General features: G+C 66.1%; 15 protein-coding genes, 1 other RNA gene and 1 pseudogene. 12 read left to right on the forward strand and 5 right to left on the reverse strand.

Annotated elements, in window-relative coordinates:
* Positions 1-41 precede the first annotated feature (41 nt).
* On the forward strand, positions 42-824 hold the full coding sequence (locus tag ACLPJJ_RS08740; RefSeq protein WP_443590588.1) for a Bax inhibitor-1/YccA family protein: 783 nt from the start codon (positions 42-44) through the stop codon (positions 822-824).
* 33 nt (positions 825-857) lie between these two features.
* The gene (locus ACLPJJ_RS08745; RefSeq protein ID WP_443590589.1) at positions 858-1,388 is read left to right on the forward strand and encodes a glycine cleavage system protein R; all 531 of its coding nucleotides are present in this window, start codon (positions 858-860) and stop codon (positions 1,386-1,388) included.
* Between the two features lie 3 nt (positions 1,389-1,391).
* Here ACLPJJ_RS08745 and thyX read toward each other — a convergent pair whose 3' ends face one another.
* Entirely contained in the window at positions 1,392-2,294 is a 903-nt protein-coding gene (gene thyX, locus ACLPJJ_RS08750) for an FAD-dependent thymidylate synthase (RefSeq protein WP_443590590.1), read from the reverse strand.
* 6 nt (positions 2,295-2,300) lie between these two features.
* On the opposite strand from thyX, the gene ssrA reads away from it, so the two are divergent.
* Positions 2,301-2,693, forward strand: a transfer-messenger RNA (tmRNA) gene (gene ssrA, locus ACLPJJ_RS08755).
* A 77-nt stretch (positions 2,694-2,770) separates the two neighbouring features.
* Positions 2,771-3,070, forward strand: a complete 300-nt coding sequence (locus tag ACLPJJ_RS08760; protein ID WP_443590591.1) for a putative quinol monooxygenase — start codon at positions 2,771-2,773, stop codon at positions 3,068-3,070.
* Positions 3,071-3,298: 228 nt separating this feature from the next.
* Here ACLPJJ_RS08760 and ispF read toward each other — a convergent pair.
* A pseudogene (gene ispF / locus ACLPJJ_RS08765) lies at positions 3,299-3,781 on the reverse strand (2-C-methyl-D-erythritol 2,4-cyclodiphosphate synthase); the annotation flags it as partial.
* Between the two features lie 114 nt (positions 3,782-3,895).
* Here ispF and dusB point away from each other — a divergent pair.
* The 6 genes from dusB (at position 3,896) to ACLPJJ_RS08795 (ending at position 12,775) form a co-directional block, all read left to right on the forward strand.
* The gene (gene dusB, locus ACLPJJ_RS08770; RefSeq protein ID WP_443590592.1) at positions 3,896-4,987 is read left to right on the forward strand and encodes a tRNA dihydrouridine synthase DusB; all 1,092 of its coding nucleotides are present in this window, start codon (positions 3,896-3,898) and stop codon (positions 4,985-4,987) included.
* Entirely contained in the window at positions 4,984-6,126 is a 1,143-nt protein-coding gene (locus tag ACLPJJ_RS08775; RefSeq protein WP_443590593.1) for a two-component system sensor histidine kinase NtrB, read from the forward strand. The genes dusB and ACLPJJ_RS08775 overlap by 4 nt, the downstream gene beginning before the upstream one ends.
* 8 nt (positions 6,127-6,134) lie before the next feature.
* Positions 6,135-7,592: a nitrogen regulation protein NR(I) gene (gene ntrC / locus ACLPJJ_RS08780; protein ID WP_443590594.1), complete on the forward strand. Its 1,458-nt coding sequence runs from the start codon at positions 6,135-6,137 to the stop codon at positions 7,590-7,592.
* Between the two features lie 84 nt (positions 7,593-7,676).
* Positions 7,677-9,839, forward strand: a complete 2,163-nt coding sequence (locus tag ACLPJJ_RS08785; protein ID WP_443590602.1) for an ATP-binding protein — start codon at positions 7,677-7,679, stop codon at positions 9,837-9,839.
* Positions 9,836-11,233: a nitrogen assimilation response regulator NtrX gene (ntrX, locus tag ACLPJJ_RS08790; RefSeq protein ID WP_443590595.1), complete on the forward strand. Its 1,398-nt coding sequence runs from the start codon at positions 9,836-9,838 to the stop codon at positions 11,231-11,233. Before ACLPJJ_RS08785 ends, ntrX begins: the two co-directional genes overlap by 4 nt.
* 153 nt (positions 11,234-11,386) lie before the next feature.
* Positions 11,387-12,775: an APC family permease gene (locus tag ACLPJJ_RS08795; RefSeq protein ID WP_443590596.1), complete on the forward strand. Its 1,389-nt coding sequence runs from the start codon at positions 11,387-11,389 to the stop codon at positions 12,773-12,775.
* Between the two features lie 52 nt (positions 12,776-12,827).
* On the opposite strand, the gene ACLPJJ_RS08800 is transcribed toward ACLPJJ_RS08795, so the two are convergent.
* From ACLPJJ_RS08800 to ACLPJJ_RS08810, 3 genes are read right to left on the reverse strand one after another with little or no spacing between them, the layout of a single operon-like run.
* Positions 12,828-14,276 (reverse strand): sensor histidine kinase, encoded by a 1,449-nt coding sequence (locus tag ACLPJJ_RS08800; protein ID WP_443590597.1) that lies wholly within the window; start codon positions 14,274-14,276, stop codon positions 12,828-12,830.
* A 13-nt stretch (positions 14,277-14,289) separates the two neighbouring features.
* Positions 14,290-14,973, reverse strand: coding sequence for a winged helix-turn-helix domain-containing protein (locus ACLPJJ_RS08805; RefSeq protein ID WP_443590598.1), 684 nt, complete (start codon positions 14,971-14,973; stop codon positions 14,290-14,292).
* A 6-nt stretch (positions 14,974-14,979) separates the two neighbouring features.
* Positions 14,980-15,996 (reverse strand): trypsin-like peptidase domain-containing protein, encoded by a 1,017-nt coding sequence (locus tag ACLPJJ_RS08810; protein ID WP_443590599.1) that lies wholly within the window; start codon positions 15,994-15,996, stop codon positions 14,980-14,982.
* 108 nt (positions 15,997-16,104) lie between these two features.
* Here ACLPJJ_RS08810 and ACLPJJ_RS08815 point away from each other — a divergent pair, with 108 nt between their 5' ends.
* The gene (locus ACLPJJ_RS08815; protein WP_443590600.1) at positions 16,105-16,446 is read left to right on the forward strand and encodes a DUF883 family protein; all 342 of its coding nucleotides are present in this window, start codon (positions 16,105-16,107) and stop codon (positions 16,444-16,446) included.
* Between the two features lie 2 nt (positions 16,447-16,448).
* Complete coding sequence (locus ACLPJJ_RS08820; protein ID WP_443590601.1) at positions 16,449-16,781, forward strand: hypothetical protein; 333 nt, start codon at positions 16,449-16,451, stop codon at positions 16,779-16,781.
* The last annotated feature ends 116 nt before the right edge of the window (positions 16,782-16,897 follow it).

A 16,897-nucleotide genomic window follows, 5' to 3' on the forward strand; every position in this document is an offset into this window, starting at 1 on the left:
ACTCCAGGGCCCTGCGGCCCGTTTAAGGAGCAACTTCTTCCATGGCATTAAACCCGAATAATCCCTACCGCACGGCGCAGACTGGCTTGTCCGCCTATGGCAGCGCGGCGCTGGATGCCGGCCTGCGCGCCTATATGCTGCGCGTGTATAACTGGATGGCCTCCGGCCTAGTGCTCACCGGCCTGGTTGCCTATGCCATCTTCGCCATCCCTGCCCTGCACGCGCTGTTCTACACCACGGCGCAGACGGCCCAGGGCAACACGGTCCAAGTGCCGACCATCCTCTCCTGGATCGCCGTCTTCGCGCCGCTCGCCTTTGTCCTGGTGCTGAGCTTCGGGGTGAACAAGCTTTCCACCCAAACGGCGCAGACGCTGTTCTGGGTGTTCTGCGGGGCCATGGGCGCCAGCCTGAACACCATCTTCATGGTCTATACCGAGACCTCGATCGCGGAGGTGTTCTTCATCACCGCCGGCACCTTCGCCGCCACCAGCCTGTACGGCTACACCACCGGCAGGGACCTCACGAGTTGGGGCAGCTTCTTCATGATGGGCCTGTTCGGCATCATCATCGCCATGCTGGTGAACATCTTCCTGCACTCCCCGGCGGTGGCCTTCGCCCTCAGCATCATCGGGGTGGTCGTCTTCGTCGGCCTCACCGCCTACGACACGCAGCGCATCAAGGCCGACTACATCCAGTACGGCAGCGCCTACGGCGTGGACATGGCGGGCAAGCGCAGCGTGTACGACGCGCTGACTTTGTACCTGAACTTCATCAACCTGTTCCTGTTCCTGCTGCAACTCTTCGGCCAGCGGAACAACAAGTAAGCAACAGCACCAGGCCGGAGCGGAGAACGAGATATGACCACATCCCTCGTGCTGACCTTCATCGGTCCCGACCGGCCCGGCCTGGTGAACGCCATTTCCGAGAAGATCGCGGCGGGCGGCGGCAGCTGGCTGGAAAGCCGGCTGGTGCATCTGGCCGGGCAATTCACCGGCATCGTGCTGGTGCGGGCGCCGGCCAATGCCGCCCCTGGCCTCACCGCCGCGCTGGCGGAACTGCAGGCCGACGGGCTGAGCGTAACCGTGGCCGAGGGGCGCGAGACAGCTCCGGCTCAGGACTTCGAGACGCTGTCGCTGGAGGTTCTGGGACATGAGCGCCCCGGCATCGTGCGCGACGTGACCCAGACCCTGCGCAAGCTCGGCGTGAATATCGAGGAGCTGAGCAGCACAATCGAGAGCGCGCCCTTCACCGGCGAGGAGATGTTCCGCGCCACGCTTACGGTGAGCGTGCCCGCGCATGTCGCGGTCGATGACGTCCGCCACAGCCTGGAAAAGCTGGCGGACGAGATCATGGTGGATTTGAAGACCGGGGCGGAAGCGGCCGCCTGAAGCCTAGCGGCCGATCGCTGCCATGAACTCCGTCCATTCCCGCTTGGACAGGCCCGAGCCCTCCTGCGTCACCGTCTCACCGGCCAGCATCTGCTTCAACAGCTCCATCATCTTCGCTGAGAGGGTGACAGCGCCCAGCCGGTAGTCGCGGAACGCCGCAAAGGAGAGCGGCACCCAGGCTTCCACGATCTTCAGCATCTCTTTCGCATAGACGCGGATCTCGTACTGGGCGTGGGAATCCGCGCGCAGGCGCAGGAAGTGGAAGAGATTGTGCAGATCCGTCTTCCAGTACCATTGCGTGTAGGTGTTGAGCGTGAGGTTCATGCGCGCCAGCTCGCGCGCCAGGCCCACATCGTCGCCCAGCATGTCCTCGTAATGGCCGTAGGTCTGCTCCGCATCCTCGCGCAGCAGGTTCAGCACGCGCTCGGCGGTGGCCGGGTCCAGTACCTCGCCCCTTCCCTGCCGGTTATCGGTGGATTGCGCCGCCAGGTTCTCTGGCGTGGGCAGATAAAAATCCTTGTCCAGGATGGAATAGCGGGCGGAATATTCGTTCACGTTCGCGGTGCGGTGGCGGATCCATTGCCGCGCCACGAAGATCGGCAGTTTCACATGGAACTTGATCTCGCACATCTCGAACGGGGTCGAGTGGTAATGGCGCATGAGGTAGCGGATCAGCCCGGCATCCTCCAGCGCCTTGCGCGTGCCCCGGCCGTAGGAGACACGCGCCGCCTGCACCACGGCGGAATCGTCACCCATATAGTCCACCACGCGGATAAAGCCGTGGTCGAGCACGGGGAAGGCGGTGAACAGCAATTCCTCCAGCGCCGGCACGGTGGGGCGCAGGGTGCTGTGCGTGCGGGCGCGGGCGGATTCGATCTCGGCGGTCTGTTCGGGCGTCAGGGTCATGACCTTCCTCTTTCACATTCTGCGAGTCGCGCCTATATAGGTCCTGCCGGCTTGCCGGCTATGGTGATAAACGGTGCGTGGAATAAACATTGTGGACCCGGGGGCGGTACCCGGCGCCTCCACCAGACTGGCTGATCGTTCGAGGCTTTTTAGGGGCTTCGGACCTGCCGTCCTGATGACGAAGCGGCGCAGCCGCGTCGTCTGAATCAGGCCGGCCAGCTTATATGGGGGCGAAATAGGCTCGACACGTGTGGTAAAGACCCATCTTTTGCCCGGCATTGTACCGCCGTCATCGGGCTAATTTTTAAATGCGAACGATAACAACGTTGCATTCGCCGTCGCTGCCTAAAAACAGCTAAGCGCGGTTCGGGGGGCACCGGGCAACAGAAGCCCCCCACTTCATTCCCCCTTGCCCCGGCCCGAGGCCGCCGGATAGGCTCCCCATGCCGACACCAAATCATCATAGGGGAACTAGAATGCCTTCCACCGCCATTCATATCTTCGCCACTCTGACCGCCGCCCCCGGCAAGGCCGACGCGCTGCGCGCCGTGCTCTCCGGGCTGGTGGCACCCAGCCGCCAAGAGCCGGGCAACCTCCAATACGTGCTGCACGAGGCGCTCGAAACGCCGGGCGTGTTCTATGTCTACGAAACCTACAAGGATCAGGCGGCTGTGGACGCGCACATGCAGTCCCCGCATTTTCAGGCAACCCTGGCCGAGGCCGGGCCGCTCCTCGGCGGCGCGCCATCCATCGCCCTCACCAAACAAATTGCTTGAAATCAAAAAAAAAGGCGGCGCTATAAAGCGCCGCCAAGTTTAGGGAGGAAACGTCCAAGAAAAATAGGAGAGATAACTCATCCTATGGCCAAGTATATAGCTTAACCTCGACTATCTGAGGCAGACGTTATAACGCAGTGCAGCAATGCCTATTTGCAGGTTTTGTGCACTTTTGTTCATCTGCCTTTTCACGCCCCCTGCGCGGCGCATGCACGATGCTTCAGCGCATTAGGCCGGCACCATGACGATTACGGCAGCCTGGGCCGCAATCCCCTCGCCCCGGCCGGTGAAGCCGAGTTTTTCTGTCGTCGTCGCCTTCACCGAGATCAGATCGATGGAAACCCCCAGCAATTCCGCCAGCCGGGCGCGCATGGCCGGGGCATGCGGGGTGATTTTGGGGCGCTCGCAGATGATGGTGACGTCCGCATTGGCCAGCTTGCCGCCGCGCGCGGCAATGCGCTCGGCCGCATGGCGCAGGAAACGGGCGCTGTCCGCGTCCTTCCATGTGTTCTCGGAGGGCGGGAAATGCCGGCCGATATCACCCTCCGCCAGGGCGCCGTAGATCGCGTCGCACAGCGCATGGATGCCGACATCGGCGTCCGAATGCCCGGCCAGGCCCTTTTCATGCGGCACCTCGACGCCGCAGATGATCATCTTGCGGCCCTCCGCCATGGCGTGAACGTCAAAACCGGTGCCGATGCGGGGAATCATGATGTATGCTCCATGTTTTACCGGGCCGAGATGTACGGGCTGGCGCCGAACCGTCAACCTTTATGCCGCAAGGTCATTGCATGCCGCGCTTGCGAACGGTACTTTGCACAAATCATGAGCATTTCGACGCAGCCCCTGATCAAGCCGGTCACGCTCGGTTCTGGCGCCCGGCAGGTGACATTGCAGCACCCGGTCATTCTCGCGCCACTTTCGGGCGTGACGGACCTGCCCTTCCGCGCCCTGGTAAAAGAAATGGGCGCCGGGCTGGTGGTGTCCGAGATGATCGCCTCCTGGGCCATGGTGCGTGAAAACCGCAATACGCTGCGCATGGCCGAGGTCGTGGCAAGCGGCGGACCATCCTCGGTGCAGTTGGCGGGGTGCGAGCCGGAGGCGATGGCCGAGGCGGCGAAGATCGCCGTCGGGCTTGGTGCGGACCTTGTAGATATAAATTTCGGCTGCCCGGTGAAAAAAGTGGCGATCGGCCAGACGGCCGGTTCCGCGCTGATGCGCGACGAGGTTCTGGCGGGCAAGATCCTGGAAGCCACCGCCCGCGCCGTGGACGTGCCGGTGACGCTGAAGATGCGCATGGGCTGGGACCATAACAGCCTGAACGCCCCCGCATTGGCGCGCATCGCCGAGGAATCGGGTATCACCATGATCACGGTGCATGGCCGCACCCGCCAGCAATTCTACGAGGGCGTGGCGAACTGGGATTTCGTGCGCCAGGTGAAGGAGGCGGTGAAGCTGCCCGTCATCGTCAATGGCGACATCACCACCGAACACAAGGCAGAAGAGGCGCTGCGCCGCTCCGGCGCCGATGGCGTGATGATCGGCCGCGGCTCCTATGGCCGCCCCTGGTTCCTGCAGCAGGTGATCGATTACCTGACCACCGGCACTCTCACCGCACCCCCCTCCCTCCCCGAGCAGAAGCACATCCTGCTGCGGCATTACCGCGCCATCCGCGCGCATTTCGGCGAGAAGGGCGGCGTGCGCCTCGCGCGCAAGCATGTCGCCTGGTACAGCCATGGCCTGCGCGGCTCCGCCGCCTTCCGCGCGGCCATGAACCGGCTGGACAGCGGCGCTGCGGTGGAAGCGCTGATCGACGAATTCTACGACCCGCTGATCGAGCAGGGTTTTGTCCGCCAGGACGAGATGCCCCCCGCCGGCGGCGAGGCTGGCGCATACACCGAGGCCTGCGCGGCATGAGCGGCCTGCGCAAGGCATTCGGCCTGGGCAAGCGGCCAAAAGCGCAGGCGCGCCCGCCCATCGACACCGGCCATATCCTGGAAACCCTGCCCATCGCGGTGGCGGTGCTGGACGAGAACGACATGTTCGCCGCCGTGAACTACGCGGCGGAGGAGTTCTTCGGCGCTTCCAAGGCGCTGCTGCTGCACACCCCGCTCAACGATGTCCTGCCCGTGGACCATCCGGTGTTCCTGATGCTGGAACGGGCCCGGTGCAGCGGGGTTAGCATCGCCGAGCATAATCTGGTGCTGGAGGGCCCGCGCATGACCCGGCGCGGCTGCTCGGTGCAAGCGGCGCCGATGCTCGACAAGCCCGGCCATGTGGCGCTGACGCTGCAGGACGAATCCGCCGCCATGGCGCTGGACCAGCAGATGTCCGCCCGCAACGCGGCCCGCAGCATTACCGGCATGGCGGCGATCCTGGCGCATGAGGTGAAGAACCCGCTCTCCGGCATTCGGGGTGCTGCGCAGCTGCTGGAGATGAGCGCCCCGCCCGCGGACCGTGAACTCGCCGTGCTGATCCGCGACGAGGCGGACCGCATCCGCGCCATGGTGGAGCGCATGGAAACCTTCGGCGAGAAGAAGCTGGAGCGCCAGGGCGTGAACATCCACCGCGTGCTGGAGCATGTGCGCAAGCTCGCGGGCAGCGGCTTCGCCACGCGGATCAAGTTCGTCGAGAGCTACGACCCGAGCCTGCCGCATGTGCTCGGCAACCGCGACCAGCTGATCCAGGTCCTGCTCAACCTCATCAAGAACGGCGCCGAGGCGATCGAGGGCGCCGGCCGGCAGGATGGCGAGATCCACCTCACCACCGGCTTCCAGCATGGCGTGCGGCTCTCGGCCTCGGCCGGGCGCTCCCGCCCCAACCTGCCCATTTTCGTCTCCGTGCGCGATAACGGCCCCGGAATCCCCGAGGATATCCGCCGGCATCTGTTCGAGCCCTTCGTCTCCACCAAGGCGGCGGGCTCGGGCCTCGGCCTGGCGCTGGTCGCCAAGATCGTCGCCGACCATGGCGGGCTGATCGACGTGGACAGCCGGCCGGGCCGCTCGGAATTCCGCATTCATCTGCCGGTGTACGAAGACCCGAACGAAAGCACCTGAACAAAATCATGACCCTGCCTACCATTCTCGTCGCCGATGATGACCGCTCGATCCGTACCGTGCTGACCCAGGCGCTGGGCCGCGCCGGGTACCAGGTGCGCGCCACCGCCTCCGCCGCCACGCTGTGGCGCTGGGTGGAGGATGGCGAGGGCGATGTCGTCATCACCGATGTCATCATGCCCGACGAGAACGGGCTGGACCTGATCCCGCGCATCCGCCGCATCCGCCCGGAACTGCCGGTGATCGTGATGAGCGCGCAAAGCACGCTGACCACCGCCGTGCAGGCCACCCAGCGCGGCGCGTTCGAGTACCTGCCCAAGCCCTTCGACTTGGCCGACCTGCTCGCCGTGGTGGACCGTGCGCTGAAGCAGCCCATCTCGCTGGCCGCCCATGCCAAGGCCGCGGAGCCGGCCGAGGATGACGCCCTGCCGCTGATCGGGCGCTCGCCCGCGATGCAGGAGATCTACCGCGTCATCGCCCGGCTCACGACCACCGACCTCACGGTGATGATCAACGGCGAATCCGGCGCCGGCAAGGAGCTGGTGGCGCGCGCGCTGCACGATTACGGGCGGCGGCGCCAGGGGCCGTTCGTCGCCATCAACATGGCGGCGATCCCGCGCGAGCTGATCGAGTCCGAGCTGTTCGGGCATGAGCGCGGCGCCTTCACCGGCGCCACCAACCGGCATGTCGGGCGCTTCGAGCAGGCCGGCGGCGGCACGCTCTTCTTGGACGAGATCGGCGACATGCCGCCCGAGGCGCAGACCCGCCTGCTGCGCGTGCTGCAGGAGGGCGAATACACCACCGTCGGCGGGCGCCAGCCGATCCGCGCCAATGCCCGCATCATCGCCGCCACCCACCGCGACCTGCGGGCGCTGATCCGCTCCGGCCAGTTCCGCGAGGACCTGTTCTACCGCCTCAACGTCGTGCCCATCCGGCTCCCTCCCCTTCGTGAGCGCCCGGACGACATCCCCGTTCTGGCCCAGCATTTCCTCAACAAGGCCCAGGCCGAGGGGCTGCCGGCGAAAACCATCGACCCCGCGGCCATGGCCCTGCTCTCGGCCTATCGCTGGCCGGGCAATGTGCGCGAGCTGGAAAACCTGATCCGCCGCCTCGCCGCCCTGGTGCCGCAGCCGGTCATCACCGAGGAAATCCTGGCCCAGGAACTCGCCGATTACGCCGTGGCCGAGGAACCCGCCCCCACCGCCGTCAGCGACGACGCGGACGGCATGACCACCGTGGTCGAGCGCCATATCGCCCGGCTGCTCACGGCCATCCGTGAATCCGGCGAGGAAGGTGTGCTGTATGAACGCGCTTTGGCGGAGTTGGAACGCCCGCTCATCCGCATGACGCTGGCCGAGACCCGCGGCAACCAGATCCGCGCCGCCGCCCTGCTTGGGCTTAACCGCAACACGCTGCGCAAGAAGATCCGCGAGCACGGCATCGGCGTGCAGCGCCGGGTGGGATGAAGCGCCTTGCCCGAGGCTGATCGCCCCACGCCGAACGGAAGTGACATCGCGCCGCGCTCCGGCTGGGCCTATGTCGCGGACCTGATGCTCGGGCGCGTTTCCACCCTGCTGGTGGCGTCGACGGCGCTGCTGCTGGGGCTGGCCTCGTTCGGCATCCTGGCCGGGCGGGTGAAGCTCTCGGTGCATTCCGGCGTGGCGGTGGGCATGATCGTCGCCGATTTCGCCGCCCTGCTGCTGCTCATCATCGTGCTGGCCGGGCGCGTCACGCGCATCCTGCTGGAGCACCGGCGGGGTGCTGCGGGTGCGCGGCTGCATGTGCGGCTGGTGTTCCTGTTCGGCGGCGTGGCCGCGGTGCCGGCGATCCTGGTGGCGATCTTCGCCACGGTGTTCTTCAACTTCGGCATCCAGGCCTGGTTCAACCAGCGTGTGCAGACGGCGCTGGACGAGAGCAACCAGGTGGCGCAGGGCTATCTGGAGGAGCACGACAACGAAATCCGGCTGGATGCGCTGGCCATGGCCGACGATTTGTCCCAGGGCAGCTCCGGGTTTTTCGGCAACCCGAACGAGTTCGCCTCCTATCTGGTCAGCCAGGCGACGGTGCGCGGCCTGACCCAGGCGGTGATCTTCGAACCGCTGAGCGGAGAGATCGTCGCCTCCGCCGGGCTGTTCGCCGGCATGGCGGCCACCGTGCCGGATGCGCGGACGATTGCTCAGGCCAGCACGGGGCAGGTGCCGGTGGTCAGCCCGCCGGGCAGCACGGTGGAACAGGCGGTCATCAAGCTGGATATCACCCCGCCGCTGATGCTGATGATCGAGAAGCCGGTCGACCCCGCGATTCTCGACCACGTGAACAAGACGCAGCAGGCCGTGGCGGAATATCAGCGCCTGTCCAGGAACCGCGCCAGCCTGGAGATCTCCTTCGCGCTGATCATCGCTGTGCTGACGCTGCTGGTGCTCTCGGCCCTGGTCGGGTTCGGCCTTGTCATCGCCAACCAGATCGCCAAGCCGATCGGGCATCTGATCCGCGCCGCCGAGAAGGTGCGCGAGGGCGACCTCGCGGTGCGCGTGCCGGAAACCGCGACCGGCGACGAGGTGGCCGGGCTGTCGCGCGCGTTCAACCGCATGACGGCGCAGCTCGCCGCCCAGCGCAGCGAATTGCTGGACGTGAACAACCAGCTCGAGGTGCGCCGCCGCTTTACCGAGACGGTGCTGGACGGCGTCTCCGCCGGCGTGATCGGCCTGGACAAGAAGGGCCGCGTCGAGCTGCCCAACCGCGCCGCTTCGGAATTGCTGAGACTCGATCTCGTGCCGCAGATTGGCCGGAATCTGGCCGAAGTGGTGCCCGAATTCGCCCCGCTGATCGCCACGGTGATGGCGGCACCCGAACGTCCGGCGACGGCGCAGGTCGAGCACGGCCTGGCCATGCACAAGCGTTCGCTGCTGGTGCGGATCGGCGCGGAGATGAATTCAGGGGTTCCGGATGGGTTTATCGTGACCTTCGACGACGTGACGGAATTGATGGCGGCGCAGCGCAAGGCGGCCTGGGCGGATGTCGCCCGGCGCATCGCGCACGAGATCAAGAACCCGCTCACCCCCATCCAGCTTTCCGCCGAGCGGCTGAAGCGCCGCTTCGCCAAGGAGATCACCTCCGACCCCGAGAGCTTCACCCAGTGCGCCGAGACGATCGTGCGCCATGTCAGCGATATCGGCCGCATGGTGGATGAGTTCTCGTCCTTCGCGCGCATGCCAGCACCGGTGATGCACGCCGAATCGCTGGAACGCATCGCCCGCGAGGCGATGGTGCTGCAGCGCGTCGCCCATCCGCAGATCGACTGGGCAGTCAGTATCGACCAGCCCCTGCGCGCCGTGTGCGACCGCCGCTTGCTCGGCCAGGCGCTGACCAACCTGCTGCAGAACGCGGCGGATGCGGTGGGAATGCGCGAGGGCGCCAAGCACGTATCGCTGCGCCTTGCCGCGCAGGGCGGCATGGCGGTGCTCAGCGTGACCGATGACGGTATCGGCCTGCCGGAGACGGACCGCGCCCGGCTAATCGAACCCTATGTGACGCACAAGCCGAAAGGCACCGGGCTTGGCCTTGCCATTGTCGCCAAGATCATGGAGGACCATGGTGGGCGGCTGGAACTGAAACCGGCCCCTGGCGGGGTAGGCGCGGAAGTATCGTTGAGCCTGCCAGCGCTGGCCGAAACTGCGGCGTTGGATGATGTGAGGGAGTTGCCCGCGGGATGACCGAGATACTCATCGTGGATGACGAGCCGGATATCCGGATGCTGGTCGAAGCGATTTTGCGCGACGAAGGCTACGAGGCCCGCAGCGCCGGAACTTCCGACGAGGCGCTGGCCGCCTTCCGCGCGCGCCGCCCGAATCTCGTGATTCTCGACGTCTGGCTGCAGGGCTCGAAGCTGGACGGCATCGGCATTCTGGAAGCGCTGCACCAGGAGGAGCCGCGCGTGCCGGTGGTGATGATCTCCGGCCACGGCACCATCGAGACCGCCGTTGCCGCGATCCAGCGCGGCGCCTACGACTTCATCGAGAAGCCCTTCAACTCCGACCGACTGCTGCTGGTGGTCAAGCGCGCGCTGGAAGCGGCTAAGCTGACCCAGGAGAACGAGGAGCTGAAGCGCCTGCGCCTGGGTGGCGAGAGCAACCTGATCGGCGAGGGCAATGGCATCGCCTCACTGCGCTCAGCCATCGAGAAGGTCGCCTCCACCGGCTCGCGCGTGCTCATCTCCGGCCCGCCCGGCGCGGGCAAGGAGACCGTGGCGCGCATGATCCACGCCAAGTCCCGCCGCGCGGACGGCCCCTTCGTGGCGCTTAACTGCGCCATCCTGGCCCCCGAGCGCTTCGAGACCGAGCTTTTCGGCGTGGAGCCGGGCGCGGAAGGGCCGGGCACCCCGCGCAAGCTCGGCGTGCTGGAGCGCGCCCATGGCGGCACGCTGCTGCTCGATGAAGTCTCCGAGCTGCCGCTGGAAACGCAAGGCAAGATCGCCCGCGTGCTGCAGGACCAGAGCTTCGAGCGCGTCGGCGGCACCGCGCGGGTGAAGGTGGATATCCGCGTGCTGGCCACCACGGCGCGGGATGTGCAGACGAAAATCGCCGCCGGGCAGTTCCGCGAGGATCTGTACTACCGCCTCGCCGTGGTCCCGCTGCGCGTGCCGGCGTTGCGGGAACGGCGCGAGGACATTCCCACCCTGGCCGAGAGCTTCCTCAGGCACGCGGCGGAAATCTCCGGCCTGCCGCCCCGCTCCCTGGCATCTGACGCCGTGGCCGCCCTGCAGGCGCATGACTGGCCGGGCAATGTCCGCCAGCTGCGCAACATCATGGACTGGCTGATGATCATGCGCTCGAACGAGCCGGGCGAGCAGTTCCATGCCGAACATCTGCCGACCGAGCTCTCCGCCCATGCGCCGCAGGCCTTGGCCATCGACCCGGCTGCGGACGTGCTCTCCCTGCCCCTGCGCGAGGCGCGAGACGTGTTCGAGACGCAGTACCTCCAGGCGCAACTCCTGCGCTTCGGCGGCAACATCTCGCGCACGGCGAATTTCGTCGGCATGGAGCGCAGCGCTTTGCACCGCAAGCTCAAGCAGCTGGGCATCGGCGCGGAGGACAAGATCGGCGCGTAACCGCCCGGCGCAACACCCCCGAAAACGTGCTTGCAAAGAACTTTTTTTGCGCTAAAAGAAATCCGATAACGCCGGAGCCGTAACGTGCCGGCGGCGTTCAGGGTTAACTGTGCCGGTCCTCGGTGGTTTTTCCGCAAGCCACGGGGAGGTTTCATGTCTGAGTTACGCAAGGATAGTCTGTCGTTTTTCGAGGCGCTTGGCCAATCCGTGGCCAATGTCTCGCCCACGCTCACGCCGGCGCTCTCGGTCGCGGTCGTCGCCGGCATGGCGGGGGCGGCGTCCTGGTTCGTGTTCGCGCTGTGCACGGTGGCGCTGTTCATCGTGGCGCTGAACATCTCCAAGCTGGCGGGACGGATCCCGGCGGCGGGCTCGTTCTTCATTTATGTCTCGCGCAGTCTGGGCCCGGTGTGGGGCGTGCTCGCCGGCTGGGCGATGCTGGCGGCCTATCTCTTCACCGCCATGGCGCTTACCGTCGCCACCTCCATCTTCGTGAAGACCTTCTTCTCCTCGATCGGCATCACGCTCGCCATCCCCAACACGCTGATGTACGCCATCATCTCCGGGCTGATCTGGCTGTTCGCCACGCGCGATATCCGCATCTCCTCGCGCATCGGCCTCACGCTGGAGGCGATTTCCGTCACCATCATCATCGGCGTCGTCATCGTCACGCTGTCGCACTACAATTTCGTGCCCGATACCACGCAGTTGAGCCTGAGCGGGGCGAGCTTCGGCGGTGTGGCGCAGGCCGTCGTGTTCGCCATCTTCTCCTTCGTGGGCTTCGAATCCGCCGCCTCGCTGGGCAAGGAGACCCGGAACCCGCACATCACCATTCCCAAGGCCATCATCTGGACGGCCATCGCCTCGGGCTTGTTCTTCACCATCACCACCTACGCCATCACCCAGGGCTTCGCCGACAACGGCACCAACCTGGGCAATTCCTCGGCGCCGCTGGGTGATATCGCCAACCATGTCGGCAAGTGGATGACCGCGCCGGTGTATTTCGGCGCCACCATCTCCTCCTTCGCCTGCGCCCTGGCCTCGCTGAATGCCTTTGGCCGGATGCTGTTCTCGCTCGGGCGCTACCAGTTCGTGCACAATTCCATGGGCCTGGTGCATAAGACGCACCGCACCCCGATCGCCGCGCTCAGCGCCGGCGCTGTGCTGAACCTCCTCGTCTGCGCCGCCTTCGCCAGCCAGGCCGAGACCAACACCTATGGCTGGTATGGCACGCTGGCCTCGTTCGGCTTCATCATCGTCTATCTGCTCTGCTCCATCGCAGCACCTGTGTTCCTCAAGCGCACGGGCGAGCTGAAGGCGGGCGACGTGGTGATCGGCGCGCTGGGCGTGGTATTCATGCTGTTCGCCCTGGGCGGCTCGGTGTATCCGGTGCCTGCGGCGCCGTACAACTACTTCCCCTACGCCTTTGCCGCCTACCTGCTGATCGGCTTCGCCTGGTTCAGCTTCGTCAAGCGGCGCTCCCCGCAGGTGCTGGACGGCATCGAGCGCGACCTGGAGACGGCGGCGGCGGTGATCAAGGCCTGAAGCCTCGCCGCACACCACGCGATACAGCGGCGCCGGGCAACCGGCGCCGTTTTTATGCCGCGGCGGGCTGTGCCGGAATGCGAAGCACCGCGCACAGGCCAGGGCTATTGTCCAGCAGCTCCAGCGTGCCGTTATGCAGCTGCGCCACGGCGGCCACCAGCGCCAAGCCAAGCCCGGAGCCCTCGGTGTTGCGGGCGGTTTCGGCGCGGAAGAAGCGCTCGGTGGCGCGGGTGCGATCCGGCTCGGCGATCCCCGGCCCGCGATCGGCAACGCTGATTTCCACCATACTTTCATCGAGCACGGCGGATAACCGGATTACCGCGCCCGAGGGGGAGAATTTCAGCGCATTGTCGAGCAGGTTGGCCACGGCCTGCTGCACCAGCTCCCGGTCGCCGAACACTGGCAGCTGGGCGGTGATGTTGGTTTGCAGGTGCAACCCCCGCTCTTCGGCCACGGCGTGGTAGAGCTCATCCATGTCGCGCAGCATGGGCGAGAGATCCACCGTGAAGAAGGCCGCGCGGCGGGCGCCGGCCTCGATCTCCGCGATGCGCAGCAATGCCTCGAACACCCGGACAATGCCGTCGAGATCCTGGGTCGCGCGCTCGATCGCATTCTGCACCGCCTCAGGCGAGCGCGCATGGGCAGCCGCATCCTCCAGCCGCGCGCGGGCACGGGTGATCGGCGTGCGCAGGTCGTGCGCAATAGCGTTGGAGACCTGCCGCACCCCATCCATCAGCCGGGAGATGCGGTCCAGCATGTCGTTGATCAGCCCGGCCAGCTCGTCGAACTCGTCGCCCTTGCCGGTGCGCGGCACGCGGCGTGAGAGATCGCCCTGGGCTATGGCGCGGGTCGTGGCCGAGATGTCGCGGACCACCCCCCGGAACAGGGCGCGGATAAGCAAGGTGCTTAGCAGCCCCAGCACTACGATGAGGCTGGCGGCGCCGATCATGGCGTCGCGCAGCGTGTCGCGCAGGCCGATCAGGGCGCGCACGTCGCGGCCCACCAGCAGCTTCTCGCCGGTCGGCAGCTGCATGGCGCGCAGCAGCGCCACCGATGCCTCGCCGCGCCGGTGCACCGGCAGCTGGTACCAGGTGTCCATCTGCGTCAGCCCGACAGGCCATTGGTCCAGATTGCCGGCCACCCGGTCGCCGGCGGCATCAACCAGCAGATAGATCCCGTCGGCGTTCTCCTGGTTGGCGAGACGCTCCCGCAGGGCCGCGGCTACTGACTGCGCGCCGCCGAGCTGGTCATGCTCGGCAAGCAGGGTGACATCGTCATGGATGGAACTCTGCACCTGCTGCTGCAACACGTCGGCCGTGGAATGCCACAGCGAGAAGGCGAGCACGAAGGCCGCCAGGACGAAGACAACGCCGTAGCTGAGGGCGAAGCGGATTCCGGCCGAGCGGATCAGCGGTTGTGTGCGCCGCGCCGCGCCGTTTTCCGGCCTGGGCGTGTCCTGCATTCGCCTGGTGTCTGGCGTCAGGGGCTGGGGCACATCCATGTGGCGTTCGGGGCTACGCTTCCTCGGCGCGCAGCATGTAGCCGGCGTTGCGCACGGTATGCAGCAGCGGCTGGTCGAATGGCTTGTCTATCTTCTGCCGCAGGCGGGAGATATGCACGTCGATCACGTTGGTTTGCGGGTCGAAATGGTAGTCCCACACGCCTTCGAGCAGCATGGTGCGCGTCACCACCTGGCCGGCATGGCGCATCAGATATTCCAGCAGGCGGAACTCGCGCGGCTGCAGGTCGATCTTCTGCGCCCCGCGGCGCACGCTGCGCGACAGCAGGTCCATCTCCAGGTCGCCCACCATCAGGCGGGTCGCCGGGCCGTCGCCCTTGCCGCGCCGGGCCATCGCCTCCACCCGGGCCAGCAGCTCGGCGAAGGCGAAAGGCTTGGTCAGGTAGTCGTCACCGCCGGCCTTCAGCCCGCGCACCCGGTCATCCACCTGGGTCAGCGCCGACAAAAACACTACGGGCGTGGTATTGTCCTGAGCCCGCAATGTTTCCAGCAAGCGAAGACCGTCGATCCCCCCTGGCAGCATGCGGTCGAGGATGATCGCGTCGAAATTCTCAGACGCCGCGAGGAACAACCCATCGCGGCCGTTATCGGCATATTCCACGGCATGACCGGCCTCGCGCAGGCCTTTGACAACGAAACCGGCTACGTCTTTGTCGTCCTCAACGACAAGTATGCGCATTTTTATTCATTCCCCTAGCTGGGCCGGCCGGCGGCCAACCACGACCTGCAAATGCGAAACGTGACCATTACTGCTCACTCCAAGCATTACCTTACTGCCCGGTGGCATGGAGGCAATGGCGCGCGTCAGCCCCGAAGAATCTGAAATGACTTCATTGTTAACTGAGATTACCACATCTCCCGGCGCCAGTCCCGCATTATCTGCCGGGCCGCCCGGCTCAATGGCGCTGATTAGCACGCCGCCCGGCGCATCCGCCACCGAAACCCCGAGCCAGCCGCGCGCCACCGCGCCATGGGCGATCAGCGTCGCCACGATCGGGGCCGCGCTGTTGCTCGGGATGGCGAAGGCCACCCCGACCGACCCGCCGGAAGGCGAGACAATTGCTGAATTTATGCCGATCACCTCGCCCGCCATGTTAAAGGACGGACCGCCGGAATTGCCCGGATTGATCGGCGCGTCGAGCTGCAGGAAATGCGTGAACGGGCCGTCGCCCACATTCCGCCCCTCGGCGGAGACGATGCCCAGGGTGAAGGAATTCCCCAGCGCGAAGGGGTTGCCCGCCGCCAGCGCCCAGTCCCCCACCCGCACCTTGGCGGAATTCCCCCAGCGGGCCGGGTGCAGCGGCGAGGATGAAGATATTTTAATGATCGCAATATCGGTCAGGTCATCCGCGCCGACCAGCCGGGCGGTGTAGCGCGCGCCGTCATCCAGCGTCACGGTAATGTGCTCCGCCCCGGCGATGACATGGTCGTTGGTGACGATCATTCCGTCCGGGCTGATGATGAAGCCCGAACCGGCCGCCTCCGAAAGCTGCGGCTGATGCGCGCCCCCAGAGGTGGCCGGGGCCTTGGCGGCTTGGCCTGAAGCCTCGGTGACCGCGATGCCGACCACGCTCGGTGCCACCGCCGAGACCAGCGGCGCAAGCGAGTTCGGTGCGCCGGGAAAAGGCCCGGCCTGCGCCCGCGCCGCCGGGGCGGCGAGGATACCGCCCGCCAGCACCGCCACAGCTCCGCACAGATTCATCCAATTTTGCATGCAAGACCACCCCCACGAGACGTGCAATGATAGCGTAACGGCACCGAAATGCTTATAGTGCCGGTATACGCCAATCTTGTCGCAGGAGACTGGAGCATGAGCGAGCCGCAGAGCAAGCCGGAACACCGCATCAATATCGAGTACTTGAAACAGGAATTCGAGCATATCCGGGCCGAAATGGCCGGGATCCGCGAGCGACTGAGCGACAACGCCCACGCCGCGCTGGACCGCATCACCGCCTATCTGGATAGCGTGGGGGTGTCCTCACGCGTCGACTCGCTGGAGGAGGATCTGGAAGATCTGGCGGGCAAGCTTAGGGACTCGGGCAAGGACGCCATGTGCAGGCTGGAGCATGAGGTCAGCGCCCGGCCGATCACCAGCGTCGCCATCGCCTTCGGCATCGGGCTGCTCGCCGCGCGCCTGCTGCGCCGCCACTGAGCATGTCCTTAGCCCGCTGCGCCGGCCGGATGGCCAAGCATGCCGCCCTCTGGTGCGCCCTCGCTACCATGTCGCTCTGCCTCGTCCTCGCGGGGCTGGCTTTCCTTGTGGCCGGGTTCTGCATCTGGCTCGCCCAGCATTTCGGCGATGCCGCCGCGGCCGCCATCACCGGCGGGGCGCTGCTGCTGTTCGCCCTCGCCATCAGCCTCGGCGGCAGCTTGCTCCTTGGGCGACGACGGCGGCGCGAGCCCAGCCCGCTGGCCGATGTCGCCGCCGCCATCGCCGGGGTGTTGGTCGAGAGCCTCACCCACCGGCGCAAGGCCAAGCAGGGTTAGGGCGTTCATTAAACAGATGAACGCTCTAACTTATACCCACTTGCGAGATGCATGACTCTCTGCCGTCATTGCGAGCGCAGCGAAGCAATCCATCTTTTCCAGCAATGTCGCGGAGA

The organism is Acidocella sp., from assembly GCF_052326845.1.
Classification (GTDB): domain Bacteria; phylum Pseudomonadota; class Alphaproteobacteria; order Acetobacterales; family Acetobacteraceae; genus Acidocella.